We start from the raw sequence: 19192 nt of genomic DNA on the forward strand, positions 1-19192 counted from the left end.
CACCACGCGTCCGGCTGCGTACGCCGTCCCTACGACCGCCGCTGGCGGCTGGACGCCCGCGTCACGGACTCGGCCTCGTCGGGGACGACGGGCAGCTGACCGGCGCCGGCGTCCGTGTCCATGTCCGTGCCCGTGTCCGTGCCCGTGTCGAGGAGGACGCCGGTGTCCGGGGCGAGGATGTGGTCGCCGTACAGGTCCTGGAGCCAGTTGACCTGGTAGATGGTGTCGAGGTAGCGCTCGCCGAGGTCGGGGGCGATGGCCACCGCGGTGAGCGCGTCGGAGTCGGACTGCCGCTCCAGCCAGTCCATCGCCCCGCTGACGACCGTGCCGGTGGAGCCGCCGAACAGGAAGCCGCGGCGGGCCAGCCGGTGGCAGGTGCGGATGGTGTCCGCCTCCTCGACCCGGACCACCTCGTCGACGTACGACTCGTCGAGGAGCGGCGGGCGCATGCTCATGCCGAGGCCGGGGATCATCCGGCGTCCCGGCGGCCCGCCGAAGGCCACCGAGCCCACGCTGTCCACGGCGACGATCCGCACCGGCCGGTGCCACTCGCGGAAGTAGCGCGCGCAGCCCATCAGGGTGCCGGTGGTGCCGGCCCCGATGAACAGCACGTCCAGGCGCGGGAACTGGACCGCGATCTCCGGGGCCGTCGTGCGGTAGTGGGCCCGCCAGTTGCCGGCGTTGGTGTACTGGCTGAGCCACACGTAGCGGTCGTCGGAGGCGCACAGCGAGCGGACGTAGTCGATCCGCTTGCCGAGGAAGCCGCCGTTGGCGTCCAGGTCGGCGATGATGTGCACCTCGCTGCCCAGCGCCTCCATCAGCAGCCGGGTCGAGAGGTTGCAGCGTGAGTCCGTGACGCACAGGAACCGGTAGCCCTTGCTCGCGGCGATCATGCTCAGGGCCACACCCAGGTTTCCCGAGGAGGACTCGACCAGGATCGAGTCCGGTGTCAGGGTTCCGTCGCGCTCGGCGGTCTCCACCATCTCGGTCGCGGCCTTCAACTTGATGGAGCCGGCGAAGTTGAAACCCTCGCACTTCAAGTAGAGACGGCGCCCGAAGATCGGGTGGAGGTCGACGTAGAGCCGGCTCTCGTTGAACGCATGGGGGGTGGATATGACGGGCACGGGGGCCTCCTGATACCAAGGCTGGGGGGACGTCAGCCGTACCGGCGCAGGTCGTGGAAGAAGTCGTCGATGAGGTGGAGCTGTCCCGCCCGTGCCGCTTCGTCGTAGACGTACTTGCCGACGGCGAGGTCGAGGACGCCGAGCCCGAAGGGCGAGAAGATCACCGTCCGCTCGTCCGGGACGCTCGCCCGTCCGGTCATGACGTCGTCGAGCGTGCCGTCGAGGAACGCGCGGCCGCCGGTGAGCTGTTCGGCCAGGTGCGGGGAGGTGTCGGCCTTGAGGCAGTGCTCGACGTCGTCGACGAAGTTGGCCGAGTCGAGCAGGATCTCGGGGGCGAGGTCCCGCAGGGACACGTGCAGGACCAGTGGGTGGTGGTCGAACCACGCCGGGTCGGTGACGTGCGGCTTGCCCGCGACGGTGGCGAAGACCACCAGGTCACTGGAGCGGATCAGGTCCTCGGCGCTGTCGTGGACGACGATCTGTCCCGCGGCCCCGGACTGCTCCAGGTAGCCGGAGAAGCCGGCGGCGGACTCGGCGGAGACGTCGTGCACGCCGACCGTGTCGAACGTCCAGCCGGTGCCGGCCAGGAAGGTGTGGATGTAGCGGGCGATCAGGCCCGTGCCGAAGAAGCCGACGCGGGTGGGCCGGGTCCGGTTCCGGCTCAGCCGGTCCGCGGCCAGCGCGGCCGACGCCGCGGTCCTGGTCGCGCTGATGATGGAGCTCTCCAGGCAGGCGAACGGGTAGCCGGTGCCCGGATCGTTGAGGATGAGGACCGCGGAGGCGCGGGGCAGGCCGTCGGCCACGTTGTCCGGGAAGCTGGAGATCCACTTCAGTCCGTCCACGTGGACCGACCCGCCGATGGAGGCCGGCAGGGCGATGATCCGCGAGGTCGGACGGTCGGGGAACCGCAGGAAGTACGACGGCGGGTTGACCGAGTCCCCGGCGCCGTGCAGCCGGTAGGTGGCCTCGACCAGCTCCACGAGCTGCTTCTCGCGCCCGCGGAGCGCGTCCTGCACCTGGGCGCCGGAGATCACCGCGAAGCCCGGCACCGGGGAGTGGGAGGTCGTGGCCCGCCCGCCTGCGGGTGACAGGAGATCGCTCATCGTCGGCTCGCCTCCGCAGGCGGGCAGCAGTCGGCCGTGTTCAGGGGCTCGGCCATGGCGACGATCACCTGGCGGTCCCCGGTGTACGGCTCCCTGCTGTGGGCGGTGCGGATGTTGTCGACGAGCATCAGGTCGCCGGCCTGCCAGGGCTCGCGGCGGGTGTGCTCCTCGTAGGTGGCGTTGAGCAGCTGGACGACGTCCTCACCGATCGGGGTGCCATCGCCGTAGCGGGTGTTGAACGGCAGGCCGTCCTCGCCGTACTCGTCCACCAGGTACTCGCGGACCTCGGGGGCGAGCGTCCACTGGTTGAGGAACGCGACCTGGTTGAACCAGCAGGGCCGGCCGGTGACCGGGTGCGGCAGGACGGCGCTGCGGCGCTGCCGGGTGCGCAGGGACCCGTCGGGCTGCCAGGTGAAGTCGATGGCGTTCTCGCGGCAGTAGCGCTCGATGGCGGCGGGGTCGTCGGTGCCGAACGACTCCTCCAGGGAGGCCCCGATCTCGTCGTTGTAGCTGCGGGTCAGCAGCCAGCCCTCGCGCGCGAAGCGCTCGGTCAGCTCGGCGGGCAGCGCGCGGAGCACCTGTTCCGCGTCGGCGACCGCCGTGGCGCCGCCATCGTCGGGCGCGGTCAGACACGCGAACAGCATGAGGCCGGGCACCTCGAGGGTGTAGCTCAGCTCGTGGTGCATGCACATCGGCTGGTTGGCCGGCCAGGTGGTCGACGAGTACAGCCCCGGCCCGTGGCTCTCGCGGGGCGCGAACGCCTCCCGCTCGGCCATCAGAGCATCGGTGAGCGCCGCGAAGACGGCTCCGGCCTGGGCGGTGTCGCGCAGTTCCAGGCCGCGGACGAGCAGCGCGCCGCGCTCGGCGACCTGGGCGCGCAGGGCCTCGCGGTGCTTCTCCGCCCAACTCGCCGCATCACCGGGAGACTCGACGTGCACGACCGGGGGACGGTCCGGCCGGAGCTCCACGTCGAGCGGAGGTGCCAGGGACGAGGACGACATCTCGGTTCCTTTCGGTCGCTGCGCCGGAGCAGCGGACTGCTCCGCCGGAGGGCGGGGTGGGGTCGGTTCGTTCAGGAGGACGCCAGCGGTTCGGTGGCGCCGAGAGGTTCGACGGCGGCGAGGACGGCCCGTGCGGCTTCGGCGGGGCGCGTGCGCAGGAAGTGGTGGCCGCCGTCGGGGAGTTCGTGCAGCTCCACCTGGTCGGCGAACAGCCGCCAGTCGCGGTGGCGTTCGGCGTAGCCGGACGTGTGGGGGTCGTCGGCAGCGGCGATCACCGTGACCGGCGCGGTCAGCCGTACCGCGGGCGGAGTGTGCAGGGCGTCGCGGAAGTAGCGGTGCGCCAGGACGCAGTCGTGCCGGTAGGCGGCGCCGACGTGCTCGGCGTGCTGGGCGTTGAGTTCCGCGAGTTCGGTGTAGCCGCTGTCGGCGGTGAGCCGGGTCGCGATGTCGGCGTCGCTGCGGCCGGTCAGCTCGGTGAGCGCGGCGTCCCGGTCGGCGGCGGTGCCGAGCAGCTGGGCGGCGAGGAACAACCGGGTGACGTGCACGCCGAGTTGCTCGAGTTTCCGGGCCGTGGCCACGGCGGGCGCGCACCCCGAGGAGTGGCCCCACACCATGACCCCGGTCAGGCCACGTGCGGTGATCTCGGCGGTGACCTGCTCCACGACCTGCTCGATCGACGCGAACGGCTCGTTGCGCGTGGCGAGGTCGTGTCCGGGCAGGTCCACGGCGTACACCGCGATGCCGCTGTCCGCCAACGCGCTGGCCATCGGCTGGTAGTTGACCGCGTTGCCGCCCGCGTAGGGGAAGCAGACCAGGGCGCGCTCGGCGGCGGCGCCGGTGTCCGACAGCGGCTGGAGCAGCTCGGGGCGCTGCCGGGCGCTGCCGTCGAGGAGTTCGGCGAGGTCGGCGAGGACGGGGTGCCGGGTGATGTCCTTCAGGGACACGGCGCGGTCCAGGGCGATGGTGAGCTTCACCGCGGTCAGGGAGGTGCCGCCGCGCTCGAAGAAGTGGTCGTGCCGGCCGATGCGGTGCTCGGGGATGCCGAGCAACTCGGCCCAGACGGCGGCCAGTCGGCGCTCGCCCGGAGTGAGCGGTGTGCCGTCGGACGTGCCGGCGGTGTCCTGCTCGGGTGGCGGCGTCCGCTGGGCCTGTGCGGTCAGGGCCTTGCGGTCGATCTTGCCGTTGGCGGTCAGCGGCAGGTCGTCCTGCCAGTGGAAGGCCGAGGGGACCATGTAGGCGGGCAGGACGGCGGCGAGCGCGTCGTGCAGCTCGTCCGCCTGCTTGCGGTCGCCGCTGTAGAAGGCGACGAGGTGCTTGTTGTCGCCGGCCTGCTCGGCGATGACGACCGCGGCGTCGCGTACGCCGTCCACGCGCAGCAGGGTGTTCTCGATCTCGCCGGTCTCGATGCGGAAGCCGCGGATCTTGACCTGGTTGTCCCGGCGGCCGAGGAACTCCAGCTTGCCGCCGGGGTGCCAGCGTCCCCAGTCGCCGCCGAGGTAGAGCCGTTCGCCGGGCCGGTAGGGGTCCTCGCGGTACGCCTCGCGGGTGCGTTCGGGGTCGTTGACGTAGCCCCGCCCGACGCAGACGCCGGAGAAGGCGATCAGACCGGGGGCGCCCAGCGGGACCAGGGCCAGTTGTTCGTCGACGACGTACACGCGCACGTTGCCTACGGCCCGGCCGAGCAGGACGCGTTCGGGCACCGCGTCCATGACCTCGTGGTTGGTGTCGTCCGACGTCTCGGTCAGGCCGTAGGCGTTGACCAGCTTGATGCCGGGCTGGATCGCGAACCAGCGCTGGACCAGCTCCCGTTTGAGCGCCTCGCCGGTGACGGACACGCAGCGCAGGTCGGGCAGGTCGCGGGGGTGCTTCTCCAGGTAGGAGACCACCACCTCCAGATAGGAGGGGACGACCTGGACGACGCCGGCCCGTTCGCGTACGAGCGTGTCGACGAACCGCTCCACGTCGGTGATGACGTCCTGCGCGATCAGGAGGGTGCGCCCGCCGACCAGCAGCGCGGAGATCAGCTGCCACAGGGAGATGTCGAAGCACTGCGGGGCCGTCTGCGCCACCACGGTCCCCCGGGTGATGCCCAGGTCGTCGATCTTGGCGTGGAGGTGGTTGAGCATGCCCGCGTGCTCGCACATGGCGCCCTTGGGCGCGCCGGTGGAGCCGGAGGTGAAGTAGATGTAGGCGAGCTGGTCGGCGCCGACCCGCACCCCGACGTCGCCGTCCGCGTGCTGCTCCGCGTACGCCTCGCCGATCAGGACCCGGCGCGTCTGGGGCAGGGCGTCGAGGGCCTGGTCGAGGGTGTCGGTGCTGCCGGGTTCGCTCAGCACGACGCGGCATCCGGCCCGCGACAACGTTGCCTCGATGCGGCCCGCGGGGAAGTGCGGTTCGATCGGCAGGTAGACGGCGCCCGCCTTGAGGACGGCGAGCGTCGCGGCCAGCCAGTCGAGGCCGCGTTCGGTGACCACGGCGACGACGTCCTCGCGGCCGACGCCCCGCTCCAGCAGCGCCCGCGCCAACCGGTTGGCGCGCGCGTTGAGTTCCTGGTACGTCCACTGCCGCGTGCCGTGCACCGCGGCGAGGGCCTGCGGGTGCTCGCGTACCCGCTGCTCGAACAGCTCGTGCGCCCGCACCGGGGGCAGTGCCCGGTGGGGACCGGCGAGCCCTTCGAGCTGTTCGCGCACCTCGTCGGCCGAGAGCAGGCTCTGCCGGGAGTGGTCGGCGTCGACGTCGGCCGCCATCGAGCGCAGCGCGGCCACGTGGTAGCCGCCGATGCGGGCCACGCACTCGGCGTCCAGCACCTGCCTGCGGTAGCGCAGCCGCATCACCAGCCGGCCGCCACCGTCGCTCCAGCCCACGCCGAGCGCGGCGTCGTCGACGAGCCCGCGCTCGTTGCCGGCCGGGTCGAACTCGATCTCGTACGAGGGCCCCGACACGCCCAGTTCGCGGCGCAGTTCGTCCACCGGGCACTCCTGGTGCTCCAGCAGCTCGGACTCGACGCGGTCGGCCTCGGCGACCAGCGCGCGCCAGGAGCCCGGTTCGACGGTGAGCCGGCAGGGCAACGGGCGGCTGCGGCTCCCGGCGGCGTAACCGGTGACGACCTCCTGCTCGCCGGAGAGCGCGGCCAGCACCCTGGCGTGGGCGGCCAGCAGCACGGAGCTCACGGGTACCCGCAACTCCCGTGCCAGTTCGCGTACTTCGCCCGCGACGTCGTCCGGCACGGCCGCCTCGTACTCGGCCACGCGGGGCACTCCGGCCGCTGCCGCCACCGGCTCGCGCACCCACCGTGGCGCCGCGGTGAACCCGCCGGCGGTCAGCACACGGCCCCAGAACTCCCGGTCCGCTTCCACACGCGCTCCCATCGAATGGCCCTCCTCAACTCAGCGACGCCGCGGCGCCGTCGGGCTGGGTCAGGGGTGTCGCTCTTGCCGCCTTCGCCGCCGGCCCGGCGGCGAGAGCCTGCTCCGGGGCGTCCGGCAGATCCGCGGCGGGGTTTCCGCCCCACCATGCGTCCGGGGGGACCTCCTCGCCCTTCATCAGGAAGGAGTCGGGTGCCAGGACGGCCCGGTCGCCCATCGTCACGCCGTAGTGCACATGCGAGCCGACGCCGAGCGTGCAGCCGTCGCCGAGCGTGCTGGCGTCGGACTTGAAGGTGCCGTCCTCCTGCGAGTGGCACTGGATCTTGCTGCCGGCGTTGAGGGTGCACTCGTCGCCGATGGTGGTGAGTGTCCGCTCCGTGAGGTAGCAGCCGTCGTCGAACACCCTGGCGCCGATGCGCACGCCCAGCAGCCGCCAGATCAGGCTTTTGAAGGGGGTGCCGTTGTACAGGTTGAAGTGCTCGTCCGGGATCTTCCACAGGCGCTCGTGCCACCAGAAGTACGGCTCGTAGATGGAGCACAGCTTCGGGCTCAGCCGGCGGAAGGAGGCGATGGCGCGTTCCAGCAGGACGTAGTAGAGGGTGGAGAACGCGAGCGTGACCGCGAGGTACGCGGCGATGACCACGTTGCCGACCACGCCGTACAGGTCGACGCAGGCGAGGGCGAACAGGGTGAGCGCGAAGGTGTGCAGCCAGCGCGCGCACAGCATCACGGCCATCGAGCGGAGGTTGTAGCGGTTCTTCGCCGCGAGCCGGCGGCGCAGGGTGTCGCCGGCCCTGAGGTCGTCGAACCGGGTGTCGCGCTCCACCGTCCGCGGGATCTCGAAGCAGGGCGAGCCGAGCAGTCCGACGCCCTCGCGGATCTCGCCGTCGAGCGGGACCATCACCTTCGTCGCGAGCAGGCAGTTGTCGCCGGTCCTGCCGCCCGCCGGGTAGGCGATGTTGTTGCCGAGGAAGCTGTGCGAGCCGATCGAGGTCCGCGAGAGGCGGAAGGAGGTGCTGGAGAACTCGGCGTTCATGACGGACAGTCCGTCGGCCACCATCGTGCCCCGGCCGACCGAGACCAGGTAGGGGCTCTCGTGCTGCACCTCGGTGCCGAAGTTGGAGCCGGTCTGCTCGACGTGGGACAGGTCGTAGCCGAGGCCGCGCAGGTAGTAGACGATGTAGGAGCTGTCGCCGAAGAGCCAGGCGAAGAACTTGATGTTCGTCATGCGCGCCACAGCCCGCTGCACCGCGTAGTGGAACCCGTAGAGCGGGTAGACCCGGTCGGGCTCGATGACCAGGTTCATCAGCCGCGGGAGGGTGAACAGCGCGGCGAGGCCGAGGATCACGAAGCCGAAGAAGAGCACGGCGGACAGGATCAGGGCGTCGTCGATCAGCGCCCACGCGGTGAGTCCGGCCGCGCCGGGGCCCAGCCGGTCGCCGACCGCCGGTACCTCGGTGAACAGCATGTACATCCCGCCGACGCCCAGCGGCACGTACAGCAGGAGAAGTTGGAGCAGGGTGCCCAGGGCGAACCAGGTCCGGCGGGCGCCGCCGCAGCTCGCGGGCGCGACCCTGACGTAGTCGACCTGCGTGGGCTCGGCCGGGCAGCCGTGCCAGTGCTCGCCGGCCGGGACCCGCTGGCCGCGGTACAGGGCGGAGGAGTGGCCGAGCTGGGCTCCGTCGCCCATCCACGTGTCGATGTCGAGGACGGTCTTCTCCCCGATGAACACGTCGCGGCCGAGCGTGATCCGGCCGGTCTGGATCCGTCCCGCGTGCGCCCGGTAGCACAGGAGGAACGAGTCCTTGCGGATCACCGTGCCGGAGCCGATCGTGAGCAGGTCGGTGCAGACCGGGACGGTGTGGGTGAGGATCGTGACGCCCTTGCCGACGCGCGCACCCAGGGCCCGCAGGTAGAGCACGTACAGCGGGTTGCCGATGAACAGGATCATCGGGTTGGCGTGGATCAGGACCTTGACGAGCCAGAACCGCATGTACGCCACTCCCCAGACGGGGAACACGCCCGTCTTCCAGCGGCCCACCAGCAGCCACTTGGCGAGGACGGGGAACACGCACAGCGCGACGAACCCGACGCTGCCGAAGAGCAGCGAGCGCAGGTAGATGTCGAGCGCGCCCGAACCGGCGGCGACCCATGCGTACCCGCGTGCGGTGACCAGTCCCGCCGCACCCGAGTAGGCCAGGAACGCGAGGAGTTGGAAGGTTCCGCAGAGGACGTACGCCAGCCGTCTCGACGTCGGGGCCGGGGCCTCGGGTGTCGTCGGCGCGGCGGGCTGTGCCGGGCGTGCCGGGTCCGCGGCGGTCGCGGGGGTTGTCGCGGGCGTCGTCGCCGCGAGCGCGGTCGCGAGGCTCCGGATCGTGGGGTTGCGGTAGATGTCCTTGATGGACGGGGACGGCAGGTCAGGACGCTTCCGCAGCCGTGCGCAGAACTGGGCCATCACCAGGGAGTTGGCACCGAGGTCGTCGAAGAAGTGGCTGTCGACGGGGACCCGTTCGACGCGGGTCACGTCGGCCAGGACTTCGGCGAGTTTTTCGCCGACGGCTTCGTCCGGCCCGGAAACGGTCTCGTCCGGCCCGGATATGTGGACCTCGGAGGGGTGCTCCACCGTTCGACCTCCTGGAGGGCGTTTGCGGCGACCAGTCACGGGACTGAGCGCTCTTCCCTGATCACGAACCGCGGGTTTCAGTGTCGGCCGACCGCCGTCGGGGTGCCACTCCGAGCCGATCACGGTGCGCGACCCCGGTGCCGACGGGCCGGGAATTGCCTGGCTCCGCGCCGGGCGGGGGCGTCGCAGGGATCACCCGTATGGCGGGCCGGCCCGGCCCGGTGGGGCCTCTGCGCCGCCGCCGGGATCAAGGACGGCGTTTCGCTTGCGCGCCACAGACTTGAATGATTCGCTTTTTTATACCGTTCGGGTGTCGAGGGGAGTAGGTTCGGGACATGACCGCAGACCAGACTCCGACCACTGCCGAGGAGCTGCGCGGTGCAGGCCTGCGAGTGACGGCCGCTCGTGTCGCGCTGCTGGAGACCGTCCGGGGCGGTGACCACCTCGGAGTCGAGGCGATCGCCTCCGGGGTGCGCGGCCGCGTCGGCCACATCTCGCTCCAGGCCGTCTACGAGGCCCTTCACGCGCTGACCGCGGCGGGGCTCATACGCCGCATCGAACCGGCCGGCAGTCCGGCCCGCTTCGAAGGACGCGTGGGCGACAACCACCACCACGTCGTGTGCCGCTCCTGCGGCGCCGTCACGGACGTGGACTGTGCGATCGGACGGGCCCCCTGTCTGACCCCGTCCGAGGACCACGGCTTCTCGATCGACGAGGCCGAGGTCACCTACTGGGGCACCTGCCCCGGATGTTCCACCCCTCAAAGTTCCTGAGCAACAAGTTCCTGAGCAACGTGTGATCTGCCCCGTTCGGAAGGATTCCCATGTCTGAGAACCATGAGGCGATCGTCGAGAGCGACACGACGACGGAGGGAGGTGGCTGCCCGGTCATGCACGGGCGCATGCCCTATCCGACACAGGGCGGCGGCAACCGTCAGTGGTGGCCGGACCGGCTCAACCTGAAGATCCTCGCCCAGAACCCGGCCGTGGCCAATCCGCTCGCCCCGGACTTCGACTACGCCGAGGCTTTCAACACGCTCGATTTCCCGGCGGTCAAGCAGGACATCGCCGAGGTGCTGACGACCTCGCAGGAGTGGTGGCCGGCCGACTTCGGCCATTACGGTCCGCTGATCATCCGCATGGCCTGGCACAGTTCGGGCACCTACCGGATCGGCGACGGCCGTGGTGGCGGTGACACGGGCCAGCAGCGCTTCGCCCCGCTCAACAGCTGGCCGGACAACGCGAACCTCGACAAGGCCCGCCGCCTGCTGTGGCCGGTCAAGAAGAAGTACGGCAACGCCCTGTCCTGGGCCGACCTCATGATCCTCGCCGGCAACGTCGCCCTGGAGACGATGGGCTTCAAGACCTTCGGCTACGGCGGCGGCCGCATCGATGCCTGGGAGTCCGACGAGGACGTCTACTGGGGCCCCGAGACCACCTGGCTCGGCGACGAGCGCTACACCGGCGACCGTGATCTGGAGCAGCCGCTCGCGGCCGTCCAGATGGGCCTCATCTACGTCAACCCGGAGGGCCCGAACGGCAACCCGGACCCGATCGCCGCGGCCCGCGACATCCGGGAGACGTTCCACCGGATGGCGATGAACGACGAGGAGACCGTCGCCCTCATCGCGGGCGGCCACACCTTCGGCAAGACCCACGGCGCGGCCCCCGACAGCTACCTCGGCCCGGCCCCCGAGGCGGCCCCGCTGCAGGAGCAGGGCCTGGGCTGGAAGAACTCCTACGGCACCGGTGACGGCGACGACACCATCACCAGCGGCCTGGAAGGCATCTGGAACTCCACCCCGGTGACCTGGGACAACGGCTTCTTCAAGACGCTGTTCGGCTACGAGTGGGAGAAGTTCAAGAGCCCCGCGGGCGCCTGGCAGTGGCGGCCGAAGGACAACGCCGGTGCGGGCACGGTCCCCGACCCGCACAACCCTGACGTCCGGCGCTATCCGGTCATGCTCACGACCGACCTGTCGCTGCGCTTCGACCCGATCTACGGGCCGATCTCCCGGCACTTCCTGGAGCACCCCGAGGAGTTCGCGGACGCGTTCGCCCGCGCCTGGTTCAAGCTGACCCACCGCGACATGGGCCCGATCGTGCGCTACCTCGGCCCGGAGGTCCCGGCCCAGCCGCTGCCGTGGCAGGACCCGCTGCCGCCGCGGACGTTCGAGCTCATCGACGACCAGGACATCGCGACGCTCAAGGAGCGGGTCCTCGCCTCGGGCGTCCCGGTGTCCCGGCTGGTGTACACGGCGTGGGCGTCGGCCTCCTCGTTCCGCGGCAGCGACAAGCGCGGCGGCGCGAACGGCGCGCGCGTCCGGCTGGAGCCGCAGCGCGGCTGGGAGGTCAACGAGCCCGACGAGCTGGCCTCGGTGCTGCGCGTCCTGGAAGGCATCCAGCAGGACTTCAACGCCGCCCAGACCGGCGACAAGCGGGTCTCGCTCGCCGACCTGATCGTCCTCGCGGGCGCCGCGGCCGTCGAGCACGCGGCCAAGGCCGGCGGCTTCGGCATCCAGGTGCCGTTCACGCCGGGCCGCGTCGACGCGACGCAGGAGGACACCGACGTGGCGTCCTTCGAGCCGCTGGAGCCGCGCGCCGACGGGTTCCGCAACTACGTCGGCAAGGGCACCCGGCTCCCGGCCGAGTACCTGCTGGTCGACCGCTCGAACCTGCTGACGCTGAGCGCCCCCGAGATGACGGTCCTGGTCGGTGGCCTGCGCGTCCTGGGCGCCAACTACCAGCAGTCCTCGCTCGGTGTGCTGACCGAGACCCCCGGGGTCCTGACCAACGACTTCTTCGTCAACCTGCTCGACATGGGGACGAAGTGGGAGCCGACCTCGCAGGACGAGCACACCTTCGAGGGTCGGGACGCCGCCACGGGCAAGGTCAGGTGGACCGGCAGCCGCGTCGACCTCGCCTTCGGATCGAACTCCGAGCTGCGCGCGCTCGCCGAGTTCTACGCCTGCGACGACGCGAAGGAGAAGTTCGTGAACGACTTCGTCGCGGCGTGGCACAAGGTCATGAACCTCGACCGGTTCGACCTGCACCGGGACTGACGAGGACCGGCGATCGGGTTCTGAGGATCTGACCGACGCATCCGGGCCGGCCCCCGCCGCGGGCCGGCCCGGACGTGTCCGCTCGTGCGCATGCGGGTCTGTGCCGTGTGCGCGAACTGGTGCTCCGTGCCGCCCCGGACGATGCTGGTCAGTAGACCTCTGGTCGCACCGGTCCCCGCCGGGATCGGGCAGGACGAACCAGCAAGGGCGAGATGAGCGGCGATGGAGCGACCTCCCACCCCTCCCGGCAACCGTCCGGACCAGCCGGAAGCGTCCCCCGCCGAGCCGCCCGGCACCGCCACGGCCACGATCAGTGACCAGGGCGTCGTGACGGGCTGGAGCGACGGTGCGCAGCGGCTGCTCGGCTACGCGGCCCCGGAGATCGTCGGCCGCCCCGCGACCACGCTGCTCGCGGACGGTGCCGAGGACACGGCGGCCTGGCGGGCGAGCGCGGGGCAGGACCGCCGCTGCGGCACCGTGGCGCTGCGCCACCGGGACGGCCGCAGGCTGAAGCTGGGCGTGCTCGCGCACCGCCGGACCCGCGACGGCGCACCGGCCGAGTGGCTCCTGGTGTCCCCGGTGCCCGGGACCCGCCGCTCACCGGTCGACACGGCGCTCCAGGAGTGGACGTTCAGCCAGTCGCCGTGCCTCCAGGCGATCTTCGACACGGGCCTGCGTCTGGTACGGGCCAACGCGGGGATGGAGCACGCGCTGTCCCTCGCCGAGGCCGCCATGCGCGGGCTGCTCCTCTCGGACATCGCGCCCGGCCGGGCGAACGAGGAGACCGCCCGGCAGCTGCGCCGGGCCCTGGAGACCGGCGAGCCGCAGCGGGCCACGGCACGCTTCCACCCCGCGGACGGCGGCCCGGTGCAGGACTGGCCGGCGTACCTCACCCCGCTCAAGGACACGGACGGCCAGGTGCGCGCCGTCTCCCTGACGGCGCACCACGCCCCGCAGGAGCCGGGCCGCCTCCTCGCCGAGACCCGTACGCGCATCGGCACCACCCTGGACCTGGGCCGCACCGCGCAGGAGCTCGCCGACCACACCGTGCCCCGGCTCGCGGACTTCACGGCCGTCGACCTGCTCGACTCGCCCCGGCCCTCGGAGGAGACCTCCGCCCCGGGTCCGGTGGCCCTGCGCCGGGCCGCGGTGCGCGCGCTCCCGGAGGACGTCCTGTCCTCGGTGGCGGGTGTCGGCGAGCCCACCTCCTACCCGGCGCACTCCCCGCCCGCGGAGTGTCTCGCCTCGGGCCGGTCCATTCTGCACCGCGCGTCCGACGACGCGGTCACCCGGTGGATCGCCGAGGGCCCCAGCGCCGGGTGGCTGCGCGCGTCCGGGACGCACTCGGTGCTGGTCGTGCCGATGCGGTCCCGGGGCGCCACGCTCGGTGTGGCGCTCTTCGCCCGCACCGGCGAGCGCGAGCCCTTTGACGCGCGGGACGTGGCCCAGGCCGAGGAGCTCACCGCCGAGGCGGCCGCCGCCATCGACAACGCCCGCAAGTACACCCGCGCGCACACCACGACCATGGCGCTCCAGCGCAGCCTGCTCCCGCAGACGCTGCCCGAGCAGGAGGCGCTCGACATCGGCTCCCGCTATCTGGCGGCCGGTTCCCGGGCGGGCGTGGGCGGCGACTGGTTCGACGTGATCCCGCTGTCCGGGGCGCGGGTGGCGCTCGTCGTGGGCGACGTGGTCGGGCACGGCGCCCGCGCCTCCGCCACGATGGGCCGGCTGCGCACCGCGGTCCGCACCCTGGCCGACGTCGATCTGCCTGCCGACGAACTGCTCGCCCACCTCGACGACCTGGTCCTGCACCTCTCCGCCGAGGAGGGCGGCACGGACCCGGCGAGCGAGGCGGCCGGGGGCATCGGCTCCACCTGCCTGTACGCGGTCTACGACCCGGTGTCGCGCCGGTGCACGCTCGCCCGCGCCGGCCATCCGCTGCCCGTCGTGGTCACACCCGACGGCCGCGTGCGCTTCCTCGAGGTCCCGGCCGGTCCGCCGCTGGGCCTCGGCGGCTTCCCCTTCGAGTGCGCCGAGACCGAACTGCCCGAGGGAAGCCTGCTCGTCCTCTACACCGACGGCCTGCTGGAGGCCCGCGACCACGACATCGACGAGGCGCTGGACAAGATGTTCGCGGCGCTCGCCCACCCCGCACCGACGCCGGAAGCGGTCTGCGACCGGGTGCTGACGGCCCTGCTGAGCCACCAGCCCGACGACGACGTAGCCCTGCTCGTGGCGCGTACCCGGGCGCTGCACCCCGAGCACGTCGCGACCTGGGATCTGGACGGCGATCCCTCGGTCGTGGGCCGCGCCCGCAAGCACGCCGACGACCAACTGCGGGCCTGGGGGCTGGAAGACGCCACCTTCGTCACCGAACTCGTCGTCAGCGAACTGGTCACCAACGCCATCCGCTACGGCCGGGCCCCGATCCAGCTGCGGCTGATCCACCAGAACAAGACGCTGATCTGCGAGGTCTTCGACTCCAGCAGCACCAGCCCGCACATGCGGCGCGCCCAGACCTTCGACGAGGGCGGACGCGGCCTGCTGCTGATCGCCCAGCTCGCCCGGAGCTGGGGCACCCGGCACGACCGCATCGGCAAGACCGTCTGGGCCGAGTTCCCGCTCGGGGAGGACTGAGGAGGCGGAGGAAAGACCAGTGGTCGGCGGCGGAGCCGGCCGCCCGTCACTTGAGCGCGGCGAGGAACTCCTGCGGAGTGATGGCGGGGCCGCCGTCGATCTTCACGACGGGAATGTTCTCGCCGTCGTGCCAGATGACCGGCGCACCCACGACCCCGAACGAGCCGAAGTTGCCGATCGCTTCGCCGGCCCAGGTCATGTACGAGTTGTCCGTGACCTTCTTGTCGAAGTCGGCGGAGCGCAGCCCGTCGACGTTGCCGGCCAGGGACAGCAGGAACGACGTGTCGGAGAACTTGTCCTCACCGGGCGGGAAGGGCTGGTTGTCGAACATCGTGCCCAGGTACTCGATGAACTGCTTCTGTCCGACGTCGCTCGCCGCACCGAGCGCGCTCAGGCCGGTCTGCGAGCCGGTGCCGCCGACCGTGTCGTCCATCGTCCCCGCGAAGTGGAACTTGACCACGAACTTGCCGTCGTCGGCGCCTTGGCGAATGGTGTCGAGCAGGCTCTCGATCATCCGGTAGCTCGGGCGGTCACGCAGTTCCAGGAACACCTGGAGCTCGTGGGAGTTCTTGGGGTCGCCGTAATACAGAGTGGTGCCGTCGGCACCAGTCGTGTTCGCGGGAGTCATGGCACGAGCTTGGCACAGATGGGACGAGTGGGCATCGTGAGGACTTTTCGGGCGTTGAACGGGGCGGCTCTGACATGCCGTTGAGTGGAGCAATCCCCGGTGTGCCCGGATCGGCCGCTCCAGGCTGTATCTCTTGTCGAGACCGCCGGGTGCCAGGAGTTACGTGTGTGGAGGCGTCGCCAGTCGGGCCGGATGAGGCGGGCGAGCAGCGCCACCGGGAGCGGCCGCCGGGAGTCTGCCGCGGACGGGGATGACCGGACGCGGCCGCCCGCCGCTCCGACGTGGATGCGCTGGATTCCGGTCTGTTACGTCGTCGGAGTCCTGCTGATCGAACCGTTCACGCCCGTGCAGTGGCCGGTGAGCTTCCTGCTGATCGCACTGCCGTTGGTGACCGCGTTCGCCTACGGGCCCGTGGTCGTCGCCGCCGTCACCGTACTCGCCGTCGTCCTGGAAGGTGTCCTGGCCGGCACCCCGTGCTGCGCGGGCCGCGTCGTCGGCTACCAGTGGGACCGGCACTACGTGGCCGCGTACGTCTGCACCGCGCTGGTGGGGACGCTCGGCACGATCCTGGCGGTCGGCCGGACGCGCCGGGAGCGGACGCTGGCCGACGTGCGCTTCGTCGCCGAGATCGCGCAGCACGTGCTGCTCCGGCCGGTGCCGCGCCGGATCGGGAACCTCCTCGTGGAGAGCTTCTGTCTCTCCGCCGCCGCGGAGGCGCGCATCGGCGGCGACCTGTACGAGGCGGTTCCCACCCCGTACGGGGTGCGTCTCCTCATCGGCGACGTCCGCGGCAAGGGCCTGCTCGCGGTGGAGACGGCCGCGACCCTGCTGGGCGCGTTCCGCGAGGCCGCGCACGACGAGCCCGACCTTCCGGCCCTGGTCGCCCGGGTGGAGACCAGCATGATGCGCAGGGCCGCGCAGCTTCCGGGGAGCGATGTGAGCGAGCGGTTCGTGACCGCCGTCTTCGCGGAGATCCCGAGCGACAGCCATGTGGTCCGCATCGTCAACTGCGGCCATCCGCCGCCCCTGCTCATCCGCCCCGCCGAGGTGCGCGAGCTGGACACCGGCCGCTCCGCGCCGCCCCTGAACCTGGGCATGCTCGTCGGGGACCCGTACCACGTGGACGCCCGTCCCTTCCGGCCCGGCGACCAGATCCTGCTGTACACGGACGGCATCACGGAGACCCGCGATCCGGACGGCTCCTTCTATCCGCTCGCCGACCGCGTCCGCTCCTGGGGCCGGCTCCGGCCGCGCGAGCTGATGGAACGGCTCCATCAGGACCTCGTCGAGTACAGCCACGACCACCTCCACGACGACACCGCGGCCCTCACCGCCAGTCTTCTCCCGGATCCGCCCGACGTTCCCGACGAACCCGACGGCCGGTCGGAGGCCTGGGAGAGCCGTTCCGACGCACGGTGACTCCGACGCACTGGCATCCCGGCGCGCGGGTACGGCGCCGGGATGCCAGAGTCGGTGTCCATGCGCGCCGCCTACATCACCGAGCTCGGTCCCGCCGAGGCCATCCGTCTGGGCGAGCTGCCGCCGCCGCTCCCCGGTCCCCATGACGTGCTGGTGGACGTCGAGTTCAGCGCCGTCAACTCCGTGGACACCTTCGTCCGTTCCGGGGCGTACGGCACGCCGATGCGGTTCCCGTTCGTCGTCGGCCGCGACCTGGCCGGGACCGTGGCCGCCGTCGGTTCCGCGGTGTCGGCGTTCCGCCCCGGCGACCGGGTCTGGTGCAACAGCCTCGGTCACGCGGGCCGGCAGGGCGCGGCCGCCGAGCAGGCGGTCGTGCCCGCGGACCGGCTCTACCACGTGCCCGACGGCGTGGATCTCCTCGACACCGTCGCGCTGGCCCACTCGGCGGCGACGGCGCATCTCGCGCTGTTCCCGCACGGGCGGTTGCGGGCCGGCGAGACCGTCGCCGTGCTCGGCGCCGCGGGCAACGTGGGCAGCGCGCTGGTGGTGCTCGCGGCCCAGGCGGGCGCGCGGGTCGTCGCCGTCGCCTCGGCGCGCGACGCGGCGTACGTACGCTCGCTCGGCGCGGACCACGTCGTCGACTACCGCTCCCCCGACGCCGTCGAGGAGATCAGGGCCGCCGCCCCCGACGGCGTCGACCTGCACATCGACACCTCGGGACGCAACGATCTCGAGGTCGCGCTGAACCTCCTCGCGGACCGGGGGCGGATGGTCGTGATGTCCGGGCTGCACACGCGGCCGGTGCTGCCGGCGGGCGCGCTGTACGCGCGGGACCGGTCGATCCGCGGGTTCGCCATCTCCAACGCCGACACCACCCAGCTCGCCGAGGCCGCCCGGCGCCTCAACACGCTGCTCGCGGAGGGCCGGATCCGGCCCCGCGCCGTCGAGGTGCTGCCGCTGAGCGCGGCGGCCGAGGCCCACCGCCGTGTCGAACAGCGCGAGGCGCGCGGCAAACTCGTGCTGCGCGTTGAGGACTGAACGGATGAACGGAATTCTTCCGCGGCTGCCGCGTCCCGCGTACACCCCAATGGCCCGGAACCGGTTCCGCTTGTCGCCGGGTGCGGCTTGCCCGGCGACAAGGCACTGGGGAAGCTAATATCCGAAAGACGCCCTCTCTCCGTCGGCGTGCGGGGCGTTGGGCCATAGCCGCTCATAATCGCTCATGGTCCGCTCATGAACGGCTCATAGCTGCCGCGACAGGGTAGGAGGCAGGTTTAGGTGATTCAATCACAGTCGGTGATCGTCACCCCCGCGAGAGACGCCATTTTCCTCGTCTACACCATCGCCAACGGCGGTGAGTCCACCGTCCGGGACCTGCTCCACGATGTGCCGTCGCTGCTGCATTCCGTCGGCTTCCGCATTCCCGAGGCCGAGCTCACCTGCGTCGTCGGAATCGGCTCCCAGGCCTGGGACCGGCTCTACGACGGGCCGCGCCCGCGCGATCTGCATCCCTTCGAGCCGCTGGCGGGCGAGGGTCACCAGGCGCCGTCCACGCCCGGCGACATCCTCTTCCACATCCGCGCCCTGCACCGGGACATCTGTTTCGAACTGGCCGCGCAGATCGCCCGCCGTATGCAGGGCGCCGCGACCGCGGTCGACGAGGTGCACGGCTTCAAGTTCTTCGACGACCGCGACCTGCTCGGTTTCGTCGACGGCAGCGCGAACCCCACGGGCAAGGAGGCCGTCGCCTCGGTGTACGTCGGCGACGAGGATCCCGGCTTCAAGGGCGGCAGTTACGTCATCGTCCAGAAGTACCTGCACGACCTCGCCAAGTGGAACGCGATGACCGTCGAGGACCAGGAGATGGCCATCGGGCGCACCAAGCTGCCCAATATCGAGCTGCCCGACGACGTCAAGCCGCCGAACTCACACGTCGCGCTCAACACCATCTACGACGCGGACGGCCAGCAGCTCCAGATCGTCCGCGAGAACAAGCCCTTCGGCCGGGTCGGGGACGCGGAGTTCGGCACGTACTTCATCGGCTACGCGCGCACGCCCGCGGTGACCGAGCACATGCTGCGGAACATGTTCCTCGGGACCAAACCGGGAATGCACGACCGGATTCTCGACTTCTCGACGGCGGTCACCGGTTGTCTTTTCTACGTGCCGACCGTCGAATTCCTCAAGAACCAGCCGGCGATGCCCGGCAGCACCTCCTAGACGTCTCCTCC

The 19192-nt window shown here is 71.4% G+C and carries 12 protein-coding genes; 6 read left to right on the forward strand and 6 right to left on the reverse strand.

The genetic code is table 11. The annotated features are described in order from the left end of the window. Positions 1-29 precede the first annotated feature (29 nt). The 5 genes from sbnA to QFZ74_RS00790 form a co-directional block, all read right to left on the reverse strand. The gene (sbnA, locus tag QFZ74_RS00770) at positions 30-1124 is read right to left on the reverse strand and encodes a 2,3-diaminopropionate biosynthesis protein SbnA (protein WP_307618829.1); all 1095 of its coding nucleotides are present in this window, start codon (positions 1122-1124) and stop codon (positions 30-32) included. 32 nt (positions 1125-1156) lie between these two features. Continuing rightward, entirely contained in the window at positions 1157-2227 is a 1071-nt protein-coding gene (gene sbnB / locus QFZ74_RS00775) for a 2,3-diaminopropionate biosynthesis protein SbnB (RefSeq protein WP_307618830.1), read from the reverse strand. Then, positions 2224-3228 carry a TauD/TfdA family dioxygenase gene (locus QFZ74_RS00780; protein WP_307618831.1) on the reverse strand — a complete coding sequence of 335 codons (1005 nt, stop codon included), beginning with the start codon at positions 3226-3228 and terminating at the stop codon, positions 2224-2226. The genes sbnB and QFZ74_RS00780 overlap by 4 nt, the downstream gene beginning before the upstream one ends. Positions 3229-3299: 71 nt before the next feature. Continuing rightward, positions 3300-6596: an amino acid adenylation domain-containing protein gene (locus QFZ74_RS00785; RefSeq protein ID WP_307618832.1), complete on the reverse strand. Its 3297-nt coding sequence runs from the start codon at positions 6594-6596 to the stop codon at positions 3300-3302. A gap of 13 nt (positions 6597-6609) precedes the next feature. Continuing rightward, a complete protein-coding gene (locus QFZ74_RS00790; RefSeq protein ID WP_373462331.1) occupies positions 6610-9216 on the reverse strand; it encodes a Pls/PosA family non-ribosomal peptide synthetase in 2607 nt (868 codons plus the stop codon). A 335-nt stretch (positions 9217-9551) separates the two neighbouring features. Here QFZ74_RS00790 and QFZ74_RS00795 point away from each other — a divergent pair, with 335 nt between their 5' ends. The 3 genes from QFZ74_RS00795 (at position 9552) to QFZ74_RS00805 (ending at position 14914) form a co-directional block, all read left to right on the forward strand. Then, a complete protein-coding gene (locus QFZ74_RS00795; RefSeq protein ID WP_307618833.1) occupies positions 9552-9989 on the forward strand; it encodes a Fur family transcriptional regulator in 438 nt (145 codons plus the stop codon). A gap of 50 nt (positions 9990-10039) precedes the next feature. Next, complete coding sequence (katG, locus tag QFZ74_RS00800; RefSeq protein WP_307618834.1) at positions 10040-12277, forward strand: catalase/peroxidase HPI; 2238 nt, start codon at positions 10040-10042, stop codon at positions 12275-12277. 222 nt (positions 12278-12499) lie between these two features. Then, complete coding sequence (locus QFZ74_RS00805; protein WP_307618835.1) at positions 12500-14914, forward strand: SpoIIE family protein phosphatase; 2415 nt, start codon at positions 12500-12502, stop codon at positions 14912-14914. A 46-nt stretch (positions 14915-14960) separates the two neighbouring features. Here QFZ74_RS00805 and QFZ74_RS00810 read toward each other — a convergent pair whose 3' ends face one another. Beyond that, the gene (locus tag QFZ74_RS00810; RefSeq protein WP_307618836.1) at positions 14961-15542 is read right to left on the reverse strand and encodes a thioredoxin domain-containing protein; all 582 of its coding nucleotides are present in this window, start codon (positions 15540-15542) and stop codon (positions 14961-14963) included. Between the two features lie 285 nt (positions 15543-15827). Here QFZ74_RS00810 and QFZ74_RS00815 point away from each other — a divergent pair, with 285 nt between their 5' ends. The 3 genes from QFZ74_RS00815 to QFZ74_RS00825 all read left to right on the forward strand — a co-directional run bounded on the left by QFZ74_RS00815 (position 15828) and on the right by QFZ74_RS00825 (position 19181). After that, complete coding sequence (locus QFZ74_RS00815) at positions 15828-16961, forward strand: PP2C family protein-serine/threonine phosphatase (RefSeq protein ID WP_307618837.1); 1134 nt, start codon at positions 15828-15830, stop codon at positions 16959-16961. A 60-nt stretch (positions 16962-17021) separates the two neighbouring features. Continuing rightward, entirely contained in the window at positions 17022-17999 is a 978-nt protein-coding gene (locus tag QFZ74_RS00820; RefSeq protein ID WP_307623997.1) for an NADPH:quinone reductase, read from the forward strand. Between the two features lie 240 nt (positions 18000-18239). Then, the gene (locus QFZ74_RS00825; RefSeq protein WP_307618839.1) at positions 18240-19181 is read left to right on the forward strand and encodes a Dyp-type peroxidase; all 942 of its coding nucleotides are present in this window, start codon (positions 18240-18242) and stop codon (positions 19179-19181) included. The last annotated feature ends 11 nt before the right edge of the window (positions 19182-19192 follow it).

The organism is Streptomyces sp. V3I7, from assembly GCF_030817495.1.
Taxonomy (GTDB): domain Bacteria; phylum Actinomycetota; class Actinomycetes; order Streptomycetales; family Streptomycetaceae; genus Streptomyces.